Annotated in this window: 22 protein-coding genes; 7 read left to right on the plus strand and 15 right to left on the minus strand. The window is 35.2% G+C overall.

The genetic code is table 11. The features are described from left to right. The first annotated feature begins 245 nt into the window (after positions 1 to 245). Positions 246 to 1,886 (plus strand): tetratricopeptide repeat protein, encoded by a 1,641-nt coding sequence (locus FEZ13_RS09655; RefSeq protein WP_146552451.1) that lies wholly within the window; start codon positions 246 to 248, stop codon positions 1,884 to 1,886. A gap of 377 nt (positions 1,887 to 2,263) precedes the next feature. Here FEZ13_RS09655 and FEZ13_RS09660 read toward each other — a convergent pair whose 3' ends face one another. The 4 genes from FEZ13_RS09660 to FEZ13_RS09675 all read right to left on the minus strand — a co-directional run bounded on the left by FEZ13_RS09660 (position 2,264) and on the right by FEZ13_RS09675 (position 5,014). Continuing rightward, the gene (locus FEZ13_RS09660) at positions 2,264 to 3,169 is read right to left on the minus strand and encodes a tropomyosin (RefSeq protein WP_146552452.1); all 906 of its coding nucleotides are present in this window, start codon (positions 3,167 to 3,169) and stop codon (positions 2,264 to 2,266) included. 168 nt (positions 3,170 to 3,337) lie between these two features. Beyond that, positions 3,338 to 3,586, minus strand: coding sequence for a hypothetical protein (locus FEZ13_RS09665; protein WP_146552453.1), 249 nt, complete (start codon positions 3,584 to 3,586; stop codon positions 3,338 to 3,340). 661 nt (positions 3,587 to 4,247) lie between these two features. Continuing rightward, entirely contained in the window at positions 4,248 to 4,538 is a 291-nt protein-coding gene (locus FEZ13_RS09670) for a DUF2653 family protein (protein WP_146552454.1), read from the minus strand. Next, complete coding sequence (locus FEZ13_RS09675; protein WP_146552455.1) at positions 4,526 to 5,014, minus strand: hypothetical protein; 489 nt, start codon at positions 5,012 to 5,014, stop codon at positions 4,526 to 4,528. The genes FEZ13_RS09670 and FEZ13_RS09675 overlap by 13 nt, the downstream gene beginning before the upstream one ends. Before the next feature lie 202 nt (positions 5,015 to 5,216). On the opposite strand from FEZ13_RS09675, the gene FEZ13_RS09680 reads away from it, so the two are divergent. Then, on the plus strand, positions 5,217 to 5,603 hold the full coding sequence (locus tag FEZ13_RS09680) for a PaaI family thioesterase (RefSeq protein WP_255473144.1): 387 nt from the start codon (positions 5,217 to 5,219) through the stop codon (positions 5,601 to 5,603). Positions 5,604 to 5,759: 156 nt separating this feature from the next. Beyond that, positions 5,760 to 6,476 carry an S-layer homology domain-containing protein gene (locus tag FEZ13_RS09685; RefSeq protein ID WP_146552457.1) on the plus strand — a complete coding sequence of 239 codons (717 nt, stop codon included), beginning with the start codon at positions 5,760 to 5,762 and terminating at the stop codon, positions 6,474 to 6,476. A 123-nt stretch (positions 6,477 to 6,599) separates the two neighbouring features. Here FEZ13_RS09685 and FEZ13_RS09690 read toward each other — a convergent pair whose 3' ends face one another. Both FEZ13_RS09690 and FEZ13_RS09695 read right to left on the minus strand, forming a co-directional pair. Then, positions 6,600 to 7,967 (minus strand): S41 family peptidase, encoded by a 1,368-nt coding sequence (locus FEZ13_RS09690; protein ID WP_146552458.1) that lies wholly within the window; start codon positions 7,965 to 7,967, stop codon positions 6,600 to 6,602. A 611-nt stretch (positions 7,968 to 8,578) separates the two neighbouring features. Further along, positions 8,579 to 9,169 (minus strand): competence protein ComK, encoded by a 591-nt coding sequence (locus tag FEZ13_RS09695; protein ID WP_146552459.1) that lies wholly within the window; start codon positions 9,167 to 9,169, stop codon positions 8,579 to 8,581. A 492-nt stretch (positions 9,170 to 9,661) separates the two neighbouring features. On the opposite strand from FEZ13_RS09695, the gene FEZ13_RS09700 reads away from it, so the two are divergent. Beyond that, complete coding sequence (locus FEZ13_RS09700) at positions 9,662 to 9,886, plus strand: hypothetical protein (RefSeq protein WP_146552460.1); 225 nt, start codon at positions 9,662 to 9,664, stop codon at positions 9,884 to 9,886. Positions 9,887 to 10,272: 386 nt separating this feature from the next. On the opposite strand, the gene FEZ13_RS09705 is transcribed toward FEZ13_RS09700, so the two are convergent. From FEZ13_RS09705 to hpaB, 4 genes are all read right to left on the minus strand, one after another. Continuing rightward, entirely contained in the window at positions 10,273 to 10,611 is a 339-nt protein-coding gene (locus FEZ13_RS09705; RefSeq protein WP_146552461.1) for a hypothetical protein, read from the minus strand. Positions 10,612 to 11,102: 491 nt separating this feature from the next. Further along, the gene (locus FEZ13_RS09710; protein ID WP_146552462.1) at positions 11,103 to 12,113 is read right to left on the minus strand and encodes a C40 family peptidase; all 1,011 of its coding nucleotides are present in this window, start codon (positions 12,111 to 12,113) and stop codon (positions 11,103 to 11,105) included. Positions 12,114 to 12,550: 437 nt separating this feature from the next. Next, the gene (locus FEZ13_RS09715; protein WP_146549684.1) at positions 12,551 to 12,826 is read right to left on the minus strand and encodes a YqhV family protein; all 276 of its coding nucleotides are present in this window, start codon (positions 12,824 to 12,826) and stop codon (positions 12,551 to 12,553) included. Positions 12,827 to 13,443: 617 nt separating this feature from the next. Then, the gene (hpaB, locus tag FEZ13_RS09720; RefSeq protein WP_146552463.1) at positions 13,444 to 14,880 is read right to left on the minus strand and encodes a 4-hydroxyphenylacetate 3-monooxygenase, oxygenase component; all 1,437 of its coding nucleotides are present in this window, start codon (positions 14,878 to 14,880) and stop codon (positions 13,444 to 13,446) included. A 324-nt stretch (positions 14,881 to 15,204) separates the two neighbouring features. Between hpaB and FEZ13_RS09725 the strand changes: the two genes are divergently transcribed. Then, entirely contained in the window at positions 15,205 to 15,489 is a 285-nt protein-coding gene (locus FEZ13_RS09725; RefSeq protein ID WP_146552464.1) for a hypothetical protein, read from the plus strand. 195 nt (positions 15,490 to 15,684) lie between these two features. Here FEZ13_RS09725 and FEZ13_RS09730 read toward each other — a convergent pair whose 3' ends face one another. Both FEZ13_RS09730 and FEZ13_RS09735 read right to left on the minus strand, forming a co-directional pair. Beyond that, positions 15,685 to 15,963 carry a hypothetical protein gene (locus FEZ13_RS09730; RefSeq protein ID WP_146549686.1) on the minus strand — a complete coding sequence of 93 codons (279 nt, stop codon included), beginning with the start codon at positions 15,961 to 15,963 and terminating at the stop codon, positions 15,685 to 15,687. Positions 15,964 to 16,029: 66 nt separating this feature from the next. Beyond that, complete coding sequence (locus FEZ13_RS09735; protein WP_146549687.1) at positions 16,030 to 16,287, minus strand: hypothetical protein; 258 nt, start codon at positions 16,285 to 16,287, stop codon at positions 16,030 to 16,032. 493 nt (positions 16,288 to 16,780) lie between these two features. Between FEZ13_RS09735 and FEZ13_RS09740 the strand changes: the two genes are divergently transcribed. After that, positions 16,781 to 17,143, plus strand: coding sequence for a hypothetical protein (locus tag FEZ13_RS09740; protein WP_146552465.1), 363 nt, complete (start codon positions 16,781 to 16,783; stop codon positions 17,141 to 17,143). Positions 17,144 to 17,472: 329 nt separating this feature from the next. Further along, positions 17,473 to 18,837, plus strand: a complete 1,365-nt coding sequence (guaD, locus tag FEZ13_RS09745) for a guanine deaminase (protein ID WP_146552466.1) — start codon at positions 17,473 to 17,475, stop codon at positions 18,835 to 18,837. Between the two features lie 395 nt (positions 18,838 to 19,232). On the opposite strand, the gene FEZ13_RS09750 is transcribed toward guaD, so the two are convergent. The 3 genes from FEZ13_RS09750 to FEZ13_RS09760 all read right to left on the minus strand — a co-directional run bounded on the left by FEZ13_RS09750 (position 19,233) and on the right by FEZ13_RS09760 (position 26,416). Further along, positions 19,233 to 20,666 (minus strand): efflux RND transporter periplasmic adaptor subunit, encoded by a 1,434-nt coding sequence (locus FEZ13_RS09750; protein WP_186725831.1) that lies wholly within the window; start codon positions 20,664 to 20,666, stop codon positions 19,233 to 19,235. 15 nt (positions 20,667 to 20,681) lie between these two features. Continuing rightward, positions 20,682 to 21,344: a hypothetical protein gene (locus tag FEZ13_RS09755; protein WP_146552468.1), complete on the minus strand. Its 663-nt coding sequence runs from the start codon at positions 21,342 to 21,344 to the stop codon at positions 20,682 to 20,684. Between the two features lie 671 nt (positions 21,345 to 22,015). Then, entirely contained in the window at positions 22,016 to 26,416 is a 4,401-nt protein-coding gene (locus FEZ13_RS09760) for a lamin tail domain-containing protein (RefSeq protein WP_146552469.1), read from the minus strand. Positions 26,417 to 26,621 lie beyond the last annotated feature (205 nt).

Below are 26,621 nucleotides of genomic sequence, written 5' to 3' on the forward strand. Positions count from 1 at the left end.
TTAATATCCGATTAATTTTTATATTTATCACCATTATATTCTAAATTTTATGGTTAAATATTATTGTAAAGAAGTTTTTTAATACATATGTTGATTATCCAATTTAATCTATTGAATCACATTTCACCAATTAGAAGTAAGATCATTGTCTTATTATCAGTTCATCATTATCCTATTTTTTCTTGATCAACACATCTGTTTTTTTAACTTACTGAATTCAAAGTATACTAAAGGAGATATTCATCTTGAAAAAGCTGTCGCATACAAAAGATTTGGCGGAGCAACTTGCAAACCAAGTAATACAACAAAAAGAAAATATTCCTAATAAAGAAAGCTATCTTTTATTAGCAAAATATTATGAGGAAGCAGAAGAGACAACAAATGCAATGGTTATTTTGCAAGAAGCCCTACAAGAATATCCAATGAGTATGACATTGCATCATGTCTTATGGACATTTTATGCAAAACACCATATTCAAAATGGCAGGTCAAGACATATACCAAGGACCATCAAAAAGCTTTTTGATAAAAAACCTAACCAATTTTTTGAGCTACTCCAAAGGGTATTCCTCAAAAATCATCAATATGAAGTTTCCTTAGCTCTATTAAAAATAGAATTGCAAACAAAGCCGCATCAAATTGATTTGCTCTATAAAATTATTCAACAATCATTGAAATTCTGTCACTTTGAAGAGGCAATTCCTTATTTTGAAACACTTAAAGCATTGGAAAAAGATGACAAGAAGCTTGTCAAACTTCATATGAAATTAGGCATGGTTCATATGGTTGCAGGTCATTTCGAAGAGGCAGAAAAACAATTCTTATATTGCAGAGAAAGATATGCGGATCTTCTTCCAGAAATTTATAAAGACAACTATGAAAAATTAGTGATTTTCAACAATGGCGAAAGTTCCATCGAATTTTATAAATCTATTTATCCAACAAAAAAATTCGTTGCGACCTTTGATGCCATCGATAAAACAGAAACCGGCAAACCTTTTGCTTATAAACTATTGAAAAAACAAGATGTAGACTTAATTTCTCTTAGACGTAGGACCTTAAATAATTATCATCAAGATATTACAAGAGAAGACTACTATCAAGCTATTGAAAAATTAGTTCCTTATTATGACAAAAGATTTGCATATGGAACTAGTCTAGGTGGCTATAACGCTTTATTCCTTGGCTCTACGATTCCAGATTGTAAAATATTATCAATGGCGCCTAGAAATCCTGCTCATCCTATATATGGAACTAAGGAAAGAAAATATAATAAGTTTTTACATCCATTGTCTCATCCAGTAAATACAGAAATACAACCAATTATTTGTTATGATCCAAAAGAGAGAATTGATCAACCCTATATTTCGAAAGAGATTAAACATTCTTATCCGAATGGAATATACAAAGAATTCGATTATGCTGGTCATCGTGTGCCTACTTATTTGAGAGAGATTGGGGCTTTAAAAGAGATTGTTACACTATTTTTAAATGGCAAACCTATACCAGATTACGATCGAAGACTGCATAGAAAATCTGCGGAATATCACCGTGTCTTAGGATTACATTGTCGAAGACATAACAAACTGCGCTGGGCACTTGATTTAGCTAACAGATCGATAGAATTAGCACCTAAATATGATCGCTCATTAGCTCTTCGTATTGAAGTTTTGCAAAAATTAGGACGATATGATGAAGCCATTCATTACACAGATGAAGCGATAGAAATTCATCCTGATTTAGCAAGATTTTATCTATTACTAGCGGATTCATATGTTGGTAAAGGAGATCCAACAAAAGCTAAAAAAGTTTTAGAGTCTGCAAACAAAAAGCTGAAATCGAAAAAAATAAGAGAAAAAATCGCCCAATTAAAAATACAAGATTAAGTTTTATCTCATATGGACAAGAATAGTGCACGTTTCATGTTACAGGCAGTTGGGTTCCACCTATTGCTCTCGTCTTAAAGCTGTGTGTTACTATCCCATTAGTGTACAGGATAAACTCATATATGTTTTGTATTTGAAAATCCAGTGAAACTTGTGTAAACACACAATGGGAGTGTCCAGAAAGCCTTTAAATGAAAAAGAAATAGCTGCCCACCTATTATTTAGTGGTCGCTACACGAATTTACCAATAGTTCATGAATAAAATCCATAGAAAATGGTTCCAATCATTCAAAATCAATGATTGGAACCATTTTCTATTTTGGGGGGCCAGTTTTATCCCAGCCTTTTCTCTTTTTACATTTTAAACAGTATCTTCCCTAAGATTGACGGTGTTTTAAATTATTGATCTCCATATCATGGATACCTGTTTTTTGGCTTAAATAATCAATATCAATTTTAACGTTTTTGAATTCATCCGCCACGATTTGAAACGTGTGTTGTTGTTGCTCTAGTCTAGATTCTATATGTTTAAAATGACTTCTATTTTCGGTTTGATTGTTACGTAGTTCTAATTGTAAATCATCAAGCCTTTGTTCAATTTTATCAAAATGGTTTGTCGTTCCGTCCAATCCTTCTTCGATCTTATCAAAACGTTCTGTCGTTCCTTCCAGTCTTTCTTCGATTTTATCAAAATGGTTTGTCGTTCCGTCCAGTCTTTCTTCGATTTTATCAAAACGTTCTGTCGTTCCTTCCAGTCTTTCTTCGATTTTATCAAAGCGTTCTGTCGTTCCGTCCAATCTTTCTTCGATCTTATCAAAGCGTTCTGTCGTTCCTTCCAATCCTTCTTCGATTTTATCAAAGCGTTCTGTCGTTCCGTCCAGTCTTTCTTCGATTTTATCAAAGCGTTCTGTCGTTCCTTCCAATCTTTCTTCGATCTTATCAAAACGTTCTGTCGTTCCATCCAGTCTTTCTTCGATCTTATCAAAGCGTTCTGTCGTTCCGTCCAATCTTTCTTCGATCTTATCAAAGCGTTCTGTCGTTCCGTCCAATCCTTCTTCGATTTTATCAAAGCGTTCTGTCGTTCCGTCCAATCTTTCTTCGATTTTATCAAAGCGTTCTGTCGTTCCGTCCAATCCTTCTTCGATTTTATCAAAACGTTCTGTCGTTCCGTCCAGTCTTTCTTCGATCTTATCAAAGCGTTCTGTCGTTCCGTCCAATCTTTCTTCGATCTTATCAAAACGTTCTGTCATATTTTCCATGAGCTGTTTTAAGAATTCTTCCATTCTAAACACCTCCCATTTTTATAGGATAATTATCGTCAAAAATTTGATACTAAGACGAACAAATTAAATATGAACCAGAAAACATAAATTTTACAGGCATGTTGATTAGGAAAAAACTAGGATAAATATTTGGTACCATTTAAAAAAATGCTGTATTTTTAGCTCCATTTATGTAGATTGGAGTGAAGGCTTGCTCGACTCCTCGAAAATGCAAGCATTTCCTTCGTGCGGTGTGGATACAGGAAGTAAATTCAATGTCCAGCGGGAAAAGCGAGCAGATGAGACCCTGCACGGAGCGCAAGCGATTAAGGAACGGAGTCTAAGGGCGACACGTCCTGTGGCAACGACTCCGTGACCAACATCCTGTTGCCCCCAGCGTTCGCCCGCATGAGTCGTGCAAGCCGTAGCGGAAATCAACGAATACCTAATATTTATATGGATATAATTGGATAATCAACACGTCTGAAAATTTTATACATTAATTCAAATGATAATACAACTACTATCATTCAAAAATTCATTGACCGCAGGGATAAACTTATTGTTGTGGGTTACATTAGTTGGGGAATACTGATGAAAGAAATAACGGGCAAATTAATGCTGTCATCTCCCATCTATCTCGATTATATAAGATTCTTATCCAAAGAGCTAGAAAATATTTAATATTTTATGTGCTATACATTAGCGCTATTTTATAATATCTAGAAATTAAAAATAGAATTAATATTCCAGACACATCAAATTATCACTATCCACGGGAAATACCTCTCTATCCACGGGAAATACCTCTCTATCCACGAAAAAACGAATTGTATCCACGAAACAGATAATTTAGATCATATTTTGAAATGCATGGCAAAGCAAAATTACATATTTCCCCTACTATATATTAGAAGTCTGTAAGCCGGAAATGTGTATCCTCTGCCATCTTAGGGCCAGAAACAATAAAGAAAACCTCTATTTTGTGAAGTTTCACTTTATTATTTTCCCCACCATATATGCTAGAAAAACTAAAATGTACCCTATAGAATGGATGTATAAAAGTCCATCTATAGGGTACATTCTAAAAAAAGTAGCTTTATTCGACGATAGCAATCATGCCTTGTTCATCATCGATTTCTAGCCGAATACTTGCTGCATATGGGTCTACATTTAGTTCTTCTTGAAGAAATACACGAATGGCCGCTAACATATTCGCTACTCGATACGTGTCTTTTCGACCTTTATAATAGGCGTCTGCGTAATATCCTTCATCATCATCAAAACAAAGCTCAATTTCTACATCTTCAGGCATGACATTGATTTGTCTCGCATGATAAATGCATAAAGCGTTAATTAAATTATCTTCTGAAAGAATCATCGTCTCCATACGTTGCGTTCCTCATCTTTTCTTTTGTTGCGCGTAAACATTTGGAAAATTTTCATGACCAGCATGATCAACACTAAAATGGCGATCACATTAATCAGTAACCCAAATATATTCCCCATTGCTCCCATATGACTCATCATGCCACCGAAAAGCATGCCAGCTAGACCACCGACCATCATGCCTTTAAGAAAGCCGCCCTTTGTGCCTGTAGGGTTTGCTGTATTTGTTTTGTTATTTGTTTTTTTGTTACCAAAGATTGAATTACTATTGTCTTTGGTGTTGCTGTTTGTATTTGATTTATTGCTATTGAACACTGAATTATTATTTGAACTTCCGTTTGAATTAAAACCACGTTTTCCAGATTTATAACCTTTAGCTTCTGCTGTGATCGTACCTTGATGACTATCCATTACAATCGGTCCGACAGTTGAGAATGCAAGTGTTGCTGCAAATAAAGCTGCTGCAAGTTTTTTCAATTAAAATACCCTCCGATAAATAAATGTTTTTCTAACTTACTATTATTTTATCATCTACTTACTAATTTATGAAATAAAACGCAAGGGCTAAAAAATAGATTTTCTAGAACATCAACTTTTTCGAAGGTTTCCTGATACAGCTTTTCTAATAAGACTTAAAAAGTTATAATTGTAGTACAGGGGGGGAAATATTTTGACAACAATGAAAACAGTTCAACAACGTTTTGAGCAAAGTTCTTTCTGGCAAACACTTGGCTTTGAATATATCCATGCCGAAAATGGAGTTGCTGAAATTGCTTTAAACTATCGTGAAGATTTAACAAATGTTGTAGGTACTCTACATGGTGGCGTCTTTATGACAGCACTTGACACAGTAATGGGTATTGCCACACACACATTAGGCTTTGATCAAGTTATTACAATCCAAATGGAAACAAGATTTTTAAAGCCTATTACAAAAGGACGAATTCAAGCTGTTGGTCGCGTCATCTCTCAAACACGTTCAACCATTATTTTGGAAGGGCGATTATATGATGAAGATCAAGAACTCGCAGGATTTGCAACCGCCACTTTTAAGGGGATTCATTAATTCTTCCTATTATTCTAAAGTTTGATTTAGATCTATCAACCCATTTTGAAAACTTGTATCTCCTCAAATTTACTCAATTTGAAATATACTTGTTACAAGAATGTAATCGACTTTAGCTATAATAAAGAAAATGATGAAACCTTAAGGAGGATTTTGATGAAACATAACATACGTAACAGTTTGATCCTATTATTAGCTACTATATTATTTGGGATAAGTGGCCTATTTCATGGATCAACTGCTAGTGCTGGTATAATCATGAAATTCTCCGATATGAATAAACAAAATCCTGCTTATTCATCCGTCTTATATGTCACAAGTATGGATTATATGAACGTATACAAAAACGCAAAATTCAAACCAAAAAGCGCTGTAACGAAAGCAGATGCAGCTAAATTTGTTGGAAAAGCAACTGACATAGATGATCAAGCTCGATTATCGAATAGTATCAATTTTGAAGATGTTTCTCAAAAAACGACAAATTATTCGTATATTATTGCCTTAACCGCAATCGATGCATTTAACAATAATTCAAAATTCCATCCGAAGAGTACAATTACACGACAAGAAGCGGCAAAGCTTTTCGTCACTGCCTTTGGATTACCTATGAAAACAGGTAAAAAGTATGTAGATGTTTCGGCAAGTAATTCATACATTGACTATATTTCAACAGCTTCTTCCTACAATATTTTAAAGGGAAGTTCATCGAAAAAGTTCCAACCAACTAAGAAGATGAATCGTGCTGATTTTGCAATGGCATTGAAAAAATCATTAGATGCGAAAGAAAAAATAGATGAAATGATGAATGAAGAAATGGATGATGATCAAGATTCACCTAATCATGATTTAGATGAAACCATTACGGAAGAATGATGTTGAAAACAAAAAGTACCGATTCGTCCTAACATATAGGCAAATTGGTACTTTTTTATGTGTTATTGACTTGGAAGATTCCTCCACTAATCGAGATGTTCATTTCATTCTGATTTCGATTGGTTATTTTCTAACTGTTACTTTGCTGTAGACACCTTTAGTATTGTTGGATTTTGGTTTTACCACTAAATAATAGTTTGTCCCAGCTTTTAGTTGTTTACTTGGGGTAATGACAAGTTTTTTACCTGACGAATGCTTTACTGTAATTTTGCGCGATGCCCCTCCAATTTGCCATAAGTATACATTGGATTTTTTCATTGCAGTCCAAGATAGATTTTTGCTAGCTTTTAAGCTAATCGCTTGAGATGAAGTATTTTTTTCAATTGCTGATAACTTTTTATAGTTTTTCAACCGTTTTAACAAATAATCATTGTGACTCTTTTCTACCTCTTTACCGTTTACTGTCGTAATATCAGGTTTAATGCCTCTTTTGTTGATTTTGTACAAGTTTGGTCCAAAGAACTCTGCAGTTGTTAACTTCAAAACACTGCCATCGCTCAATGGAATGATATCTTGCATAACCCCTTTACCATAAGTTGTTTGTCCATAAATTTTGGCTAACTTAAGATCTTTTGCAGCTGCAACGGTCATTTCGGAAGCACTAGCTGTATTGGCATCTGTTAAAATCGCTACAGGTGCATTCCATTGTACTTTTTGCTTTATAGCACCGTAGATCTGATAGTTGCCTTGCCGTGCTTTATAAACAAAAGCATATGTAGCCTTTGGAAATAGTCCAATTACTTTTTGAGCAGTACTAACGTATCCTCCACCATTACTACGAAGATCAAAAATCCACCCTTTCATCCCAGGCATTGACTTAATCGCATTTTGAACTTCTTTCGCACTCTGATCTGAAAAACTATTTAATCGAATAAAACCTATCTTCCCCGCAAGTTTTCTCTTTTCAACATTTGGTAAATGAATCACTTTACGAGTTAACGTTTTATCAAATGTTTTTTTCGTAGCTGGTCTGAAAATCATTAGCTTTACTTTCGTATTTTCTTTACCTGTTAAAAGTGACAGCGTCTTTTCAGATGATTCACCTGCTATACTTTTTCCATCTACTTTTGTAATGATATCTCCAGCCCTAAGACTGGCTTTTTCAGCTGGTCCCCCCTTAAAGATCGATGTGATTTGCAATCCTTTTTTATTTTCTAAAATGGTGACACCAATACCGACAAATTTCATTTTAATGGTATTTTCAAAAGTTTGATATTCATCTTTCGTCATATACACCGAATATGCATCCAATTGTTTCATTAAATCTTTAATGGTTTTACTCTTTAATGCATTGGATGGAGCTTTTGGATAGTAATACTCTTTCACGATGCTTTTGACTTCTTTTAGAGGCTCCGCTGCATAAACAAATGATGATGTGAAAAAAAGCGACAGTGCTATGACACTGGAGCAAAAAATTCGTAATATTTTCATAGTATCCCTCACTCGTATATTAGTAGTAAGGGTTCTTCCCGATAGAATATCCAGTTAATCCAGACAGTCGGAGGATCTGTTGGATTTCTTATAAGAGATGTCCCTAATGGCTTTTCTATTACATTGTACTTTTAAAAAGATAAAAAGTGGAATAAAATTTAAATTTTTTTCAGAACGGGTTCATCACCATAATGGGAAAAAAAATCTGTCAAAAAGAAAGAATGTTGATTGGAAATGGAGTAGCACTCGCACTTTTTGAATGATTAAATTTGTCAAACAAACACCCAGTAGGAATGGTGGATCTCCTCACTAAATGAAGTTTCAATTTATGAATTTTCAGGAAATTACCAGCTGAGTTCATCGCCGAAAACGAAGACGTAAATGATCGAATGAGTGAATAAATTCTCGGTATTAGCGAAGAAAGCCACTCAAGGAGCAAATAAATTCTCGATGATTTATTTCATATAAACTGGCAGTAGGATCTCCCCTCTTAAGATTTAAATATGGGAGATCCTACTGCCTAGTAAAGCTTGAATAGTTCCATGACACAAAAATTTAGAATAGATGAAGGAATTCCCACTGAAGGTAGCTTCACTTTATACATGACTAAATTATTTATCGTATGATTCTTTTTCGGAATTTTTATCTTTACTATAAATCTTGTAATTTAAACCATTTACTTCTTTCACTATTTCACAACGAAGAAAATTTCTTTTGATACTATGGGGAATAAGCAAAAACTTGGTGTGATATTCTAATTTGAATTTCAATTCATATGCGCGGTATATTCTTTTTTCAAAAGAACGATAACTAATGGGAAGAATGAGTGATGAATCATTTGTGAATAAGATTTCTGTATTTCGATCATGATTTTGCCGATAACTTTTGATATGATCTAATGCCAGCCAGACACAATCCTTCTTTTTGGGGGACATTGTAGGAAGCCAAACTAATAGACGTTTAAGGTTCATAATAACTGGGTACATATTAACTTCACCCAAAATATTACGAGTGCCCTCGCTTGCGCCTTTTAAACTGGATCCAAAAAATCGTAAATTTTGATCCACAAGTTCAAGTGGATTAAGATGGCACTTCTTCAAATACTCCACTTCAAGGATATTCGTTTTGACAACGCCTGTATGATCAAAGATCGGAATAAATGCCATCGTATTTTCATCAACTATGTAAACATCTTCTAGCATAAATGAACCTCCTTATGAAAAAATTATTTACGACACGGAGTTTTATCCGCATGAACAGGCAGTATGACTCACGCTGTGTGAAATTTCCATTTTAAAACACCACTTCTCTCCCACAACTTAAGTTTTAAGATCAGCAATAAGTATTTTTTCTTGTTTAATCAGCTCCTCTCATCTATAAAAATTAATAAACTATCTTAAAAATAAAGTTCATTTGTCACATATAGATAATCTATTTATACTATCTTATAATTTACTTCTTTTGTTTGTCAAATTATTCTGTATTTTCAAAAATTATTTATTTAAAATTTGAATTTTTTATGAAAAATGGCTTTAAATTAACCTTTAACGTTATTTACATCATATTAATGTTATTTATTTTTTCCTTCATCATCTATTAGAAGATTATTATTTCTTCAGGCGTGTTGATTATCCAATTTAATCCATAAAAATAGGGAGATTCGTTGATTTCCGCTACGGCTTGCTCGCTTTCCTGTGGGCGAATGCTGGGGGCAACAGGATGTTGGTCACGGAGTCGTTGCCACAGGACGTGGCGCACTACAACTCCGTTCCTTAATCGCTACGCTGCGGGGTCTCATCTATTCGCTTTTCCCGCGGGACATTGAATTTACTTCATCGAATCCACACCGCACGAAGGAAATGCGTGCATTTTCGAGGACTCGAGCAAGCCGCAGCGAAGATCTATATGAATGGTCTTAAAAACACAGAGTTTTTCAGAATTACGCCAAATATATATTCCTAATTTTTGTAAAATCAACACATCTGTTATTACTTCAAATAAAATAATAATTTTCTAGCATAATATAATCTTTCACTTACCAGATATGGTTTTAGGTTGACTTTTTAAGTCCAGAAAGGATTTATATATAACTTCTTTCCCTTTTTCATAGAAGTAATCCTCCGTTTAAAGTATTTTTTAGACTATACCATTCAGAAATAGCAATTTTCCTATACATATTGAAATTGATTTAAATAGATCCAAAAACTACATTTTTATATAAAAAAAGGCACTCCCATCGTCCTATTTCAAACGGACTTAGGAAATACCTCTTATTAGCTAGATTGCATCTCTTAATTTAATTTTTTCACAACCAAGGGTGTCCTGGATTCCACTGGTGCCATTGTTGTCCTTGATGACTTGGATTCCATTGATTTTCTGGATGATGATATCCTGGATACCATTGATGATTCGGATAATACTGATGACCTGGATTCCATTGGCTACCTGGATAATATTGCCCTGGGTGCCAATGATGGCTCGGATAATATTGGTGCCATTGACTATCATGGTGCCACTGATTGCCATACTTCCATTGATCGTCATCTGAATGCCACTTTGACTCAGAATGCCATTGATCTTCTGAGTGCCATGGTTTCCATTGATGATCACCATAACTGCCGTGTCCGTCAAAAGGTTGAACCATTCTATTTTCGCTCCTCTGCATATTTTTCTTTTCATCATAGTATATGGGTCATTCCCCAAAGGAATTGGGACTTTGACTATCTGAAGAAAAATATAATCCGCATCATTGAGCAATCAAAACTCCTCGAGAATTATTGAAAAAAACAAGAATACATCTTCTAAAAAAGGAACTTTCAAAAACGATTATCCTATTTATGAAAAAATTCCTTATAAAAAAGCACAATTTAGTGATGCGCACTCAAAAAGTAAACCTAAAAATCCAATTTTAGAGTTTGGTGCATAACATCATCTAAATTGTACGCCTTGCCTTCTATATCACACATAAATGTACAAGTAAGTACTTCCTTTGTTTAAGGCTTCTTTCATCATTCTTTGAATAACAAGGTATATCTTGACTTTTCAACAGAGGTCGTTCATCTTCGCTTTAGATTAAAATCGGTAATAACATGTCATAAAGCGAAAATTTTCAAGCAACCTCATTAACAAATTCGACTACAAATGTCTATAGCCTGCAAAATGTGCTTTCCAATATGATTCGTATACAGAGCTTATTTGTACTTTTTTGCCACTTGCTGCTATAAATCTGCCATTTCCCATATAAAGACCTATGTGGGAAATCCCTGATTTATATGTATTCTTAAAAAATACCATATCTCCTACTTTTGGTGAACTTGTCGGTTTTGAAATAGAATAAAATCCTGCAGCTGTTGTACGGTAAACTGAAACTCCTGCGTTTTTATAAGCATAATAGACAAGTCCGCTACAATCGAATCCTTTAGATGTTGAGCCACCGAATACGTATGGAACACCTTGTTTCGCTAGTGCAATGGATACAGCTTTTTCTTGTTTTGTGTTAACTGAAGCTGTTGAAACACTGCTGCTAACCTTTTTTGTAGCTCCACTTATCTTCAACTTTTGACCAACTCTAATGTTAGTTGATTTTAAGTGATTCCAACTCATGAGCGTCTTATATGACACACCATATTTCTTACCAATTTTAGATAAAGTGTCACCTGATTTTACTGTATATGTAGAAGTGGATGCAGCAGAACTTTTCTTACTAGTGCTAGTGCTAGATGAAGAGCTTTTTTTCACTTTTAACTTTTGTCCGACTCTAATCTTAGTCGATTTTAAGTGATTCCAGCTCATGAGCGTCTTATATGACACACCATATTTCTTACCAATTTTAGATAAAGTGTCACCTGATTTTACTGTATATGTAGAAGTGGATGTAGAAGAACTCTTTTTACTAGTACTAGAACTAGATGAAGAGCTTTTTTTCACTTTTAACTTTTGTCCGACTCTAATCTTAGTCGATTTTAAGTGATTCCAACTCATGAGTGTTTTATAAGAGATATGATATTTGGCTCCGATCCCTGATAACGTATCACCTTTTTTTACCTTGTACGTAGTAGTAGCTGCTGATGCAGTTGTTTCTCCCGCGATTGTTGAAAACAGCATGATCGAACTTAATGCCATGGCTGAGACGACTGATTTTTTCATTTTTTAACTCCCTTTATATGTTTATAGTTTCATTATAAAAGGATTATGTGACAATATTATGATAACAAGATCAAATTAATATTACAAAATAGCAGGCAAACTACATTTTCTAGTTTTATTTATCCATTGATTTTTAAAGATTTTTTCCTATATATGGTGAATAAAAGACAAAAAATTAAGACTCAACTTTCATTTTTTGAAAGCGAGCCTTAGAATATTTAGAAAAAACGGATGAAGCTTTTGACAGATTCATTTTATCCCGCGTCAACGGGCAGTAAGACCCCCCACTACAAGGTTTAGAGAGAAACGAGAAAGATAGACTGCCCGTAAAAGCCCGATTGGTTTAGTTTAGCTAACCATCAGTGGGGGATGAAGAAAACCCCACTGATGGAAGCTTCACTTTATCTTTTGAATGCACTGTGCATAGTGAAGCAGCTCTATTTTGCATTTAAGCTGATTAAAATAAGTGTGATGCCAGCAAAAAGGCAAATCATTCTTGTAACAGAAATTTTATCAGCTAGTCCAAACAATGCGATGGCCGTAGTAACGATTAACACAGTTGGTCCTACTAAAGCTAACATTGTATTAATATAGAATGCCTTTTCCAAGCTATTAAATTTCAGCATAAATAAAGCAGCTGTCACTTCAATACTTCCAGATATTAAACGTAAAATAACCATTAGCAGAAGTGATTTGTCCATAACTTTCATCATCCAATCTTTTTTAGAATATAGTTATTCGATTGATGTAGAAGAAACTTGTATTTTAAGGCTTTGTTTAACAGGTCCATCATCATTCACTTGTTATAGGCAAATATTTCCCACTGGCGAAACTGGAACTCCTCATCTACTGTACTTACTTTTTCATCGCTGCTTCGCTATTCCAAAAGCATTTTCCCCTAAACCCTTTTTGTAGCTCGTCCTTTTGGAGTGACGTAACCACCTTCCTCTAAAAGTTTTACTCCCCTTATATGGGGCTGTATGGAAATACAAGTCTTTTTTCAATATATGCTTGATCGGATTGTTTTACGATTTTATTCTTTTCCATCCCCCAAAATTTGCTCAAGAAAAGGCTTGTCTATAAAGGTACGTTAGGATAAACTTGCCGATTCTCATTTTTAAAAATAAGCAAAGTCCGCAATAGTAACATGAAATGAGCCATTTGTTATGTTTACTTAGATCATCGCAAGAAGGATGTCACTATACAAAAAGCACAGGACATGCTGATTGAATCATATCCTGCGCTCTATTTTTTCCAATACGAATACTCGCTTTTGAATCTTCTATTTCATTTCATATTTTCTACATGACACACGCTCTGAGCATCTATTCTAATTTTCTAACTTTTTCTTCACGATCTCAACATACGGTTGCTTATCGTATTCATGATAGAGTGCCGTTGCAATCCGTATTGGGTCTCCAAAAAAGAAACGTTCATATAATGTTTGACGTGTACCGAAAGAACTCATCGTAGCATCCCATGCTAGACGGAAAAGCTTAACACGGTCTTCTGCATTGTGTGCTGCAGATTGCAAGTATTGATCTAGATCTTTTTTAATCGGAGATTGAAATGCATTTTTTGTAGGAATAGACACAAGACCGCTTGCACCTAATAACTGCACAATTTCTGTAAAACGTGGGTATACCTTTGGAAAAATATTAATAGCCACTTTTAATGTTGAAAAATCCGGTTGCATGAGTCCAGACTCATTTCGTTTTGCTTCTACTTCAGATTTAATAATTAAAGCCTTCAATGTTTCCAATGCCACAATGATTTCAGTCGCTTTTTCTTGCACATGCTGATATCCGGAAATGTTAATCGTCTCAATTATGGATTGTACGATTCCCAACATAAATTCTGTTTTCACGATTTGGCGTGAAAGTACTTGGTGGAGTGCAAACGGTTGAAATGAACTTTGACCCAAATAAGAATACGACACATCAAGGTTGTCATAAAAGAATACACGATTCCATGGTACTAAAACGTTATCAAAAACAACAATCGTGTCCATTTCTTCATATCGAGAACTCAAAGGATAATCGAATGGAGAATCTCCAGCGACAAAGGATTCTCTGCATATAAACCTTAGACCTTTCGTATTGCTCGGAATCGAAAAAGCGAAGCCGCTCTCATCATCATATGGTTTTCCAACTGAAACTAACAACATTTCATCCGTGATGCCACCTTGTGTCGCTAACAAACGCGCCCCTTTCACGATTAAGCCTTCCTTCGTTCTATCCACAATTTTGGCCGCAATAGGTTCTGTGGAATCTTCCCAAAATTGAAACCCTCTATCTACTTGCGGTTCGATAAAGGTGTGGGTCAAACATAAGTCATTTTCACGTACATGTTCATAATAAGCTTTTATATTTTCTGGAAAGCAATTTTCTTCGCCTTCCAATAGATGTGCAGAAGCGGCAAGGGTCATCAATGTTGTATTCATATAATCCGGACTTCTGCCCATCATTCCATTGCTCTCCCTTGCCCACTGTTGCACCATTTTCCTTTTCTTTGCTAAATCTTCTTTTGTTTTCGGCATTAAAAAAGAAAGTCCTACAGTTTCTCCAGTCGTTGGAGATGTGTAAGTCATCACATCTTTTAACTTTTCATCATTTTGCAAATCATAAAGATGTGCCTGACTTTTCATAATCCCCTTAAACGCAGGATGCTCAGAAATATTGCCTGTAACTTTTTTTCCGTCAATCCATACTTCTGATTGCAACTTATTAATACGATTGATATATTGCGCCCCTGTAATGACAGGCATACCTTTCCCCCTTATAAGCAATACTAATTATCCATAAAAGAATTGCCTAGACTTATATTATGTAAAAATAGATGAATGGTGACGTTGATGGACCGTTTATACTTCTAATCATAAACATCATGAGAATGTTTAAAAGATAGATTTCAAAGCAAAATCTGATGAAATCAATGGAACAAAATTGTAATTTTTTATTTACTCTCAAAGAATTTGCTTCTTTCTAAACAGCCCATGATGTATTTTATTTGTGAAGAGAAAATTTGGTTCATTAATAGGCGTGTTGATTATCCAATAATCCAATATAATCCATAGAAATAGAGTAATTTGTTGATTGCAGCGAAGACTTGCACGACTCATGCGGGCGAATGCTGGGGGCAACAGGATGTTGGTCACGGAGTCGTTGCCACAGGACGTGGCGCACTACAACTCCGTTCCTTTAACTGCTACGCTGCGGGGTCTCATCTATTCGCTTTTCCCGCGGGAGCGTACACTAACATTGTTATTTATTTAAACAAATGGAAATATCAAACTAGTTCTCACTCTATCTTGGCCAAGAAAAAAATTTTTTCACACGAAAAAACTCTAGCAAACGTTGATATAACAACATTTTAAGAGGGAGTCGAGCAAGTCGCAGCGAAGATCTATATAAATGTTCCTAAAAATACAGGGTTTTTCAAAAATTACACCAAGCAGGTACTCCTAATTTTTGTGAAATCAACAAGCGTGATTTTTTAATATAATAAATGCCCCAAAAATCATTTTTCAAATCGTATTTTATTTTTTTATATTTTTAAAAGTTTGATGAGTTTATTCCTTCGTATCTAAGTTCTTTTCAAGCATCTCAAATATCTGGTTATAACTTGGACCGGATGCAGCATTGAGCCTTTTGACTTCCTCAATATCCGTTCCAGTCCATGTATACTTTTTTGGTGTATCTGCATCGATCATATTACCATTTGATGTATCATCGAATTCATGATTTGCAGCCAGTTCTTTTATATCATTAAAAGAAAGTCCTGATTCCGCATTTTGTCTTTTTACTGCCTCAATATCTGTTCCTACTACTGTACGTTTTTGGTTACTCATTTTTTCATCTTCCTTTCGCTCCCTTGATGGCTTTTCTATTACATTTCATAGCTTATTGACATTTAGCTATTGTCGTTCGTTTTCAGCAGGATGTGGCTGTATGACTTGTCCTTGTGCTTCATGAATACTAATACCTTCTGATGAGAAAATAGGTGTTTTGTTGTCATTCACTGGATGACTATAAGCTGATGTGGCAGTTCCACCTAGTTCTGAAACAATTGATTTGATCGCATTATTTGTCACCGAAGGGTAGGTTCCTTTTCCGATCACTTCATCGATCTCTAATTCCTTTTTTTCTGACTTTGTTTGTTCATCTTTTTTCATCGAATCACCTCCATTATAATTAGGCTTCCACAAAAGAATTTTTTTATGAGAGAGACCTACCTTACTTATACAGAAAATCTTTCTTATCAATTATTCTTTTGCAATTAGAAGATGGAGCAAGAAGATAAAGTAAAGCTTCCATTCAGTGAAGACCACTGAAAAAGTAAAAAAAAAGCGAATTTTTTATAATAAAAATTCGCTATTACTATCTTTGTTGAAGTGGAATTAGCGTAGACTCCTGTGGGAAAACGGACTAGACGAGTAGGCTCGGCAGTTCGCCCACGGAAAGCGAAGCTAATTCTACTTCAATTAATATCATATATATACTATAAATTATTGTGTTACTACATTTTTTCAGTGGCCTCCATTCAGTGGGGGGTTTCTTCATCCTCCACTGATTAACCATTTCTATTCACTAATTCCAACACTTAGTTATAAATTCTTCATAGTTTGGAAAGAATGCTGCTGTCTATTAAAAAAGGAGATGGAAAGAATGATAAGGAAGTTTTTCAGTGTTGCCATTATTGGCACAATATCTTTTTTGGCAGGTTCGTATTATACGATGAATAATCCCTCCACCAAACTCTATGATTGGAATAAAAATAGTGTCGAGCTATTTGCTTCAACACCTTCCACCATTAACTCGGCATTTAAAGATATAAAAATTATACTTACGACATCCATAGATATTATTGACAATAAGCTTGACAATATCCTAGCAGATAAAAATAACTCTCAAAACATAGAAAAAAATAAGCATGATCATGACAATCCTTCAATCGATGATTTAAAACAGATCGATATCGACCATGAAGATAAAGAAAAGATGCCAGAGGATAATGGAAATAGGATATAATTTACACGGGAGCTGTCCGAAAAGCAAAAAAGGTGCAATTCAACATTGATTTGAATTGCACCTCTTTTTTATAATGAACTGTTATTTCAGGTGGTCATCTTCTTCAGACATGGACCTTTTTCTTCTTTTTACTTCAAACCGTTGTTGAAAATCCCTCATTTCAACTATGTCTTCCCATTAATCATGAAATTGCTTTTCAAATTGTTAGTTTTGAAAAGGACAATTCAACTCATAAAATTAGCTATTGCCATATACATTAGATTTTTCACTATCACATGCGTATAATAGTGTATAATTCCAAATTAGAACATTAAGGTGTGGTGTTGTCTATGAAAGAATATACACAAATTTTTCAAGGTACCGCTTTTACAAGCCAGTCACCAAAGGAAGTAAAAGTCTTAAAAGATTATCTTTTCTGTATAGATGAAAACGGAATGATTGAAAAAACTGTAGCACCAGAAGATATCGAGTATCAGGATTTACTAGAGGCTTATCAATATAAAGATTATTTTCACCGTTTATCCAAAGGACAGTTTTTCTTACCAGGCTTTATCGACTTACATGTTCATGCACCACAATGGGCTCAATCAGGTACCGCATTAGATATTCCGCTCTATGATTGGCTCAATACCTATACTTTTCCACTGGAAGCCAAATTCTCAGATTTAGAATTTGCTAACACTGTTTATGAGGATCTCGTCAGTCATTTATTGGCCAATGGGACTACCACTGTATTGTATTTTGCTACTGTTCATAAAGAATCTAGCTTATTATTAGCAAAAATATGTGCCCAAAAAGGACAACGTGGTTTGGTAGGAAAAGTAGTAATGGACGATCCTGTCCAAAATCCAGACTATTATCGTGATGAAAACACAGAAACAGCTTTAAAAGATACGGAAGAATTTATAGTGGCTGTAAAAGAATTAGCGAAAACAACCAAACAAGGTGTGTATCCAGTCGTAACACCACGATTCATCCCTAGCTGTACAGATGATGCTCTAAACGGCTTAGGAAAACTTGCTGCCAAATATGACACCCATATTCAATCCCATTGCAGTGAAGGTGATTGGGAACATAATTATGTAAGAAATCGCTTTGGAAAAAATGATGCATTTGCTTTAAACGACTTTGGACTTTTAAAAGATAAATCAGTTATGGCTCATTGCAATTTTTTAAGTGATGATGATGCAGATCTATTTGCGAAAACAGGAACTGCTATTGGTCATTGTCCTCTTTCAAATGCTTATTTCGCCAATAGTGTCATTCCACTTGCCCATTTACATAGTAAAGGTGTGGAAATCGGTTTAGGTACAGATATTTCGGCAGGCTTTTCACCAAGTATTTTCGATAATGCTAGACAAGCTGTTATCTCCTCTAGAATGTTGGAAGAAGGCGTTAACACAAAACTTCCTGCCGAAAAACGTGGTGTCCCTGAGTCACGGATCACTATTAACGAAGCATTCTTCTTGGCAACAGCAGGTGGTGGTGAAAGCTTGAGCTTACCGATTGGGAGATTAGAAAAAAACTATGCTTGGGATGTGCAAATCATCGATACAGCGCTTGATTCTGCGAAGCTCCCTCTTTTTGATAGCCATGAAAATTTACTAGATACCTTCCAAAAAATTATGTATCTTGTTAAACCAGAAAATATTCGCGAAGTATGGGTACAGGGAGAACAAGTCCATACGCGTTAATACTTGTTTGGTATGATACAAGGAAGTTTCCCCAGTGGAGGTTTCCTTCGTATGAACTGAATCGATCGAGCTTATAAAAGCAGTTAAAACCCCATTTCAAGATCCTTCTTTTACCTGAATCTTGAAATGGGGTTTTATTATCTGTTGATGATTTACATCATGCCGTGTTGATTTATGCAATTCTATCCATCATAGGCATATCAATTGATTTGTGCTATGATGGCCTGCTTTTTCTGTGAGAATCGGTTCCATCTATCTATAGTGAACTAGAAACAAAGATGATTGCCTTGTTCTCAACCAATATTTATCCTACCTCATCAACATGCTTGAATTTGCATATTTTATTTTCACTACGCCTAAAGCGACTACTGAACAAAAGCTATAGTGATCTATTATTAGTCCTCAAATAAGCCCATCAATATATATTTTGCTTGTTGAGATTGCGTCATTTTTTTAAATTCTTTGTTTTGAATGCTAGCAGTCTTCAATGGCGTGATAAAGTTAGAAGGAGCTGTTAACGAAATAGCGTCTTGATCGACGACGATGACATCATTTGCTTGTAACCCCTTCAACACCTGATTTTTCCCCTTAAACGCTACACCCAAAGTAACTGCTTGTTTTTGCACGATCCCTTTATTCGTAAATTGATAAACATACTGTTTTTTTCCATTTTTTAATATCGATTTAGAATCGATGACCGGCGTATTTGTTGCTTCTGCTACAGTCACTTGTAATTTCATGTTTGTTCCTATGAGCAATGGTTTGTTGTCATCCACTGTAGGCATTTGATTTGCTTGTGTTTGTTCATTGGTTGTTTGGTTATCTAAATCTGGTGTACCAAAAGTTTTACCATTATTGGGTTGGTCAGCTTGATTTTGTATATTTGAAGGGGAATCCGTAGTTGCTTCGTTCTTTGAATTTTCTTCTGTTTGCTTTCCACCTTTTTCTGCTTCATCATTGATCTTTACTAAAAATGAATACGTAGGGTCTACCTTCTTGTCCTTTTTTTCTTTGTTTGGATAAGTAATTACCTGTGAAACAGTCCCTTTATATGTTTTTTTCATCAGTGTTGAAGATAGCTTTACGGGTTGACCTTCTGCAATTTCTCCAACTTGTTTTGCTGACACAACAGCCTTTACGACAGAAGCGGTTGAGGCAATAGTCATGATGGGGGCTTTTAAATCCGCATTGATCTTCACGATTTGCCCATCTACAGCACTTTTAACAGTTAAATCTGCTAATTGCTCTTCCACTCTAGAGATTTTGGCTTCATTTGCAGTGAGTGCCGCATTCAATTTTCCTTTTTCAGCTTCAGCTTCTGCCATTTTTTGTTGAACATTTCCGTTTACAATGGCGGACGTATCTACATCAACATCTACCTTCACTTTTTGATCATCGGATGTCGTACTCGTTGCATCCGGAGTTCCAGTGGTTTCAATTTGCTGTAATGAAGAAATTTCTTGATCGATACTATCCATTTCGCCCTGCAAACGTCCTTGCTCATCCTCTAAATCTGCTTTCTTTTCTTCTAGCTTTTGAGAATCGTAGGAAAAAAGAGGCGTACCATTCTTTACGACATCTCCTTCTTTCACCAAAATCTTGTCTAAGGAACCTTTTTGATCGTCAAAATACACATGTGTTTCAGTTTCAGGCTTTGTAACGCCAGTAGTATATAACAATTTCTTTACATCACCTTGATCGACAAATGTCCAATCATTGATGTTCACTGTTCTAGCTGCCTTACTATCTTCCTTTAATAAGAGGAAAAGATTGCTTCCAACAAAAAGAACGACAATCATAGCAACCAAATACTTGCCCCACTTTTTCAAATTGCTCATCCTCCTTTAGAAAAAGAAACCTATTTTAATATAAGACATAAAGCTGACAAAAACCCAATAGAGTAAAAATAATATACCGACCGCTGCTAACAACACTTTTTTACGCACTTCTACTATTCTGGATAAATAGTAATAGGAATAAATCAACATCGCGATTCTAAACAATGTTAATTCCCCTAGGAAATGAATGATGACTTTGCTATGTGTCAGATATTGAGCAATAATTCCTAATGAAAAAATATTCGAGGTTTCATCTATATTCAGCAAAAGAAAGAGCGGGATCTGTATGATCTTTTCTATTAAAAAAATACTAAAAACAATTAGTTGAACAATGACTAATTTCTTAAAATCGCCATTTATAAACGCAAAATAATATAAGGCAGTCCCAAAGATCAATACACAAGGAATCAACAGTCCTTGCAATAATCTACCTATTAAAAACAATTGTTTTCTTGCTTCAAGTGCATGATTACTTATACTGGATAATTCACTTGAAAGCGACTCCGTACCAATTCCAAGTGCAGCGCTTATTACATATACACCAATACTTAGCAAGAAAAAAAGCAGTATGTTTAACTTATAATGCGAATAATCTTTTGCCTCTTGTAGCTCTGTACGATACGCCTTTGGTTTCAAAATCCCTTTGATAGGATTTACATTCAATGTCATGTTACAGTCTCCTTTTAATCTTGTTGCTTTTGCTTCATAGAACTACTGAAACGTTCTTTGCTATATTCTCTCTTTCTATAATATCAGTATTCTTTCGATAACATCTATTGGATGATGTAATTTTCATATAATCTAAAATACGTCAAAATTTGTTCTGGATACAAAAACTAGATATATTGATTGTACAATATATAGTGGATTCGCTGATTTCCGCTACGGCTTGCTCGACTCATGCGGGTAAGCCAAAATTTTATAGAAATACGGAAAGCTCTGTAGAGAGGGTTCTCATAACAGAGCTTTTTTAAATATCTTATCTATTTCCATTGATATTAATGATCTCTTCTCATACTTCTTCCTTATTTTAGTTACTTTTAGAATGAATTGTCAACACTTTAACTAGTTATTTTTTCGTTAAATTAATACTTATCTACTGTAAATAGTGGTTGAATTATTTTGAATATATTTAGAAATGATGGCAAGCAACTTTTACTCTTGAAAACAATGTCATATTCATTCTATTAACAGGAGACAAGAGCATTCAGGTCTGTTATCTTCTTACCATAAATTTCTTCCTATAAAAAAGAACACAGAATATCCATCTACAAGCATATTCTGTGTTCTTTATGACGATGTATTTTTAAGCAGACTCTTTCAGTAGCTTTTCCTGAAAACTATCTGCCTTTTGATCCTTTCCCTTTATTAGATGTTTTGAACGTCCAAATGGGGGATGTTACTTTTCCTTTGAAACGATCGGTTACATTGACATACCAACCATAGCTTTGATTTGCTTTTAATTTTTTCCATATAACAGATGCCGATTTGTTGTTTTTAATCCCTCGTTTTTTACCGATTTCATCATCTGTATAGACATTGACCTCTATTGCATCTGTTGAAACTTCTTTTTCTTTAGGTGTTAAATCTGTTTCAATGATAAATTCATCTTTACTTGGATACTCAGTTGCATCATAGAAATTAAATTTATCTAGATAAGGAGAGTACGTTTTCATATAAATCTTATTTTCTACTGGATTTACTTGAAGTAGACGCATAAAACCTTGACCGCCTTCAGGTCCTCCTTGGTAATCCGCAAGCATTTGATAAACTTTGCGATCTGGTGTGCCGTCTTTGTTATCATCGATTTCATCAACCAATGTTTCAGCATCATGATAATGCCCCGACAATACTGCAATGACGTTTTTATTTGGTACTACGACTTTGTTGTATATTTCTTCACCGATCGGACTACGCCCACCAGATACAAGTAAATACTCATGGAAATTGAGGATGGCTTTTCGTTCTGGGTATTTTGCTAGAACCTCGTTCATCCATGCCATATCTTCCTCATTCACACCCCAACCCATATAGAGCATGACAAAGTCGTTCCCTTTCTCACTGATTAAATCGTAATGACCACGATTGTTCTTGTAGGAAGCCCCGTAATAGTTTCTGCCCGCAAAGCGGCTTTCACCAAAATACTCACCATATTTTGTGTAATCTTCTGCTTTGTGATTAACATCATGATTTCCCGCTAATACACCATATGGCACATTCGCTTGATCGAGCGTTTTCATAGAGTTATCTGCATTTTGCCATTCATACTCTTGATCAAAGTCATCCACTAAATCCCCTGTGTGGAATACATACTTAATATTCATAGCCGCTTTTTGCGCTGCAATCCATTCTGTCATTTTGTTATAAATATGAGGATAGCTTTCAGAATAGTATTGTGTATCAGACATCCAGATCAATGAGTAGTCAAATTGATTGGTAGCAGCGATTTCATCCTGTACCATCACTTGTACTTTATGATTTTTAATATATTCTCTTCCTTTTACAGAAGCATGAAGTTGAAAGTTTTTGCTGTTTTCAGCAATCTTCCATTCCTTCACTTCCCATTTTTTTGTTTCGTAGTTCCATACATACATGGACACTTTTCGACCAATAATGGATTTACCTTCCCAGTTAATCTCGATATCATCGGTACGGTCGACTTCTTTATCCAATTTTAGTTCAAAACGATGATATGGATACTTTTCCATACCTTTGGTCGTAATATATTGACCATCCACTTTCGTTAACTTGTTAACAGCCGTCACTCGTTTTTCACCAGTCGATGTCAATGTTTCAGGCGGCTCATGATCGACACTATTTGTAAAAACCGCCACATGTTCTTTTTGATCGGCCTTATACTGATAACCTCGATTAAAGGAAACGTCCAATTGATCATTTGTAGGATCTGATACTTTTACTTCTAATTTTGGTGATAAAGATACATTTGTCGCTTTATCCTTTGGCGTCATTAGTTTTGGTGCATATGGCTGTTCCTCTACTACACGGAAGTTGGTTGTTTTTGTCGCTGAATTGCCCACCTGATCAGTTGCTTTCACTATAAATGTATGAGAACCAGGCGATAAATCAGCTGAAGAGGTTTTCAACGGTAATGTAATATCTTTGCCATCTAAAGTAGCACTTACTTCCTGTACACCTGCAAATTGATCTTCCACTTCTGCTTGCAGCGTAAAGTCACCCTTGTATTCTTTTCCTTCTTCAACAGACGGTGTAATGATAGGGGCCCTATTATCGACTAATACTTTTGCCTTGGATGTTTCACCGCCATTTGTTGCCGTAAATAGATGCTCACCGTCTTTAGCAGCCGTTGTATCCCATTTATATGTTTTTGCCGTATACTTTTCATCCGGTATGACGAAGCTGGCATCCAGCACCGGGTTTAGTCCACTACTATCGCCAACGGTTATTTCTTTTGTAGGATCATTATACTGTGGATCATAGATGACCGTTCCATCTCTTAAAACAAGACGGATATTTTTGACATAAAAATCATCACGGTTTTCCTCTGAATTGTGATCAAATGGAGATACTTTTGTACCTGACCGTATGGAAATTTTCGTTTCTTTTCCTTTTTCAAAATATTTTGGATCGATAGGAACCGTTAATGTAGTGTAGCGATTGATCGTATCATCAAAAATTCGTAATGTTTCATCACCAATCGTAATTCCATTTTTGAAGAAAAGATTTACTTTCTTTACATCGACCGCAAAATAAGCTTGATCTGGCAATGTATAAAAGGTATCATTTGTCACATCTTGACCATCAAGCATTAATTTTGTATGGGTATTATCCTTAGAATGAAAAGCTTTAAGCAAAACCTCTTGAGATAATAAGGAGTCATCTTGGACGTTTAATGAAAGCCCTTCTTTCCTCTCATCCTGAATAATATCGATTTTCTTCTTATCCGTAGTTACCTGATTTGTCCCATCAGAAGCCTCTAAATAGTATTCAAGTGATTGTTTTCCGATTAAATTAGCAGCGTAGACGGTATATTTGTAGCTTCCATCTGTAGCATCTTTTAGTAGATCTACTGAATGATAAGCAGTTTCTTGATTATTTTTATAGTAAAGTCGGACAGTTTTAACCGTTTGATCATCTTGAATGGAAAAATCGAGTCCTACATCCGTTTGATCTGTAACGGCTTCCGTGTTGGATCGATCTAAAACCACAGGCGCCTTATGATCTTCTGTAAGATGTACCCTTTCTTTTGGTATTTGATAACGTGATACAGAACCCGGTGTCCCTGTTTCGGTTTTACTGCTATATTTATTCATTTCTTTGTCGCCAAGTATTTTAGGAAATGTGTAGTATATTCCTTTATTTTTGGCAGTATCTAGGTTCGCACCATTATTATTGTAGTAAGCTACAGAAATGTCCTCTCCTGTATTGGTCGAAATGGTCATGCCGCGATAACTTGTATTGGCCATCCCACTGCTATATATTTTTACGATATTCTTGTTTTCTACTAATTGAGTCTGATAGTTTTGATTGAAATCTTCAACCGTTTTATCCGTATTTGATGCATTGATGATCCAGTAGACCATCGTTTCTCCAGATGCCAATTCCAAATTTTCTTCTTTAGGCCCCCAAATAAGATCGCCTTCTGCTCCTTCTTCAGGATAACGATAATGAATTTTATAATCTTTTAAATTCAATGTTTTGTCCGAGTTATTGTACACTTCGATATATTCATAACCATCCGATGCTCCAACATTCGTTGAATCAGGGACAACCTCTGTTACTAGAAGATATGGCACATCTTGTGAATTGTATGGAGTATGGGTGATTTCCGCTTGGTATTCATCTGTTGACACTGCATTTGTTCCATCATACGCTGTTATTTTATAGGTTAGTTCATCTCCTACTAACTGTGGCGCAGTCAAAGCAGCTTGATAGTTATGATCAGCAGTAATCGCCATTGGTACTTCTAGCCATTCGCTTTGGTCATCTAAGCGATAGGACAAGATCACATTTTTGACATACGTTTCATCTGTTACTTTTGCTTGTAATTTTATCCCTTCTTCTGCACTTATTTTAGTTATTGCTTGATGGGTAATCATAGGAGGTGTCGTATCTTCATCGACTTCTCCCTGATTCTCAGGAACTTGTCCTTCAATGGTTTGTCCAGGTGTTACTCCTTCATCTTTTTTTAGAATGTCCATGGTTTGATCTTTTCCAGACCATTTATATTGAATGCCTACATCCTCTTGGACATCAGCTTTTTCATATCTCGCACTAATAATTTCATTTTTGTATGCATCCGAAACGACAAGGATACGTTCAGCAGTGTTGACCATTCCATTTGTTTCGATTGAAATAATCTGATCCTCTGTTAGTTGTGTGTTGTAGTATTCATTAAATTGTGTGAGTGTTGCATCCTTATTGGCACTATTCTTAACCCAAACGACTATCGTGCTATGTGCGGGTATTTTTTTATCTTCATCAAACCCCCACTCTACATCTGCTTTGTTTTCTGAAGCCGGATAGCGATAGAGCAATTTATAATCCTTCAGTGAAATTTCTTTGTCGGAATTGTTATAAAGCTCTATAAATTCATAACCATCTGCTCCATTAATGTTACCAGTACTTGGTGTAATTTCAGTGATGAAGATCGATGGTTCTCTTTCTTCTGCTAAAGCATGATCAAAGCCTGATCCTTCGAGTCCTAATGATGAGAAAATAAAGCTTGCTACTATTACTGATGTCAATAATTTTTTAGCCATTTAAGCCTTCGCCCTCCTTTATCCCGCTTTAACGAGCAGTAAGACCTCCATCTCAAGATTTAGAAAAAAACGACAAAGATAGATGGGAATCAACTGCCCGTAAAAGTCCGATTGGTTCAACTTCATTATAAAAATGGAACATGACAGCGATATAAAGGAGATGTAAAAGAGTTGTATGAAATTGTAAAAAGATATGATTAGTGGT

Source organism: Rummeliibacillus sp. SL167 (assembly GCF_007896505.1).
GTDB classification, from domain to species: domain Bacteria; phylum Bacillota; class Bacilli; order Bacillales_A; family Planococcaceae; genus Rummeliibacillus; species Rummeliibacillus suwonensis.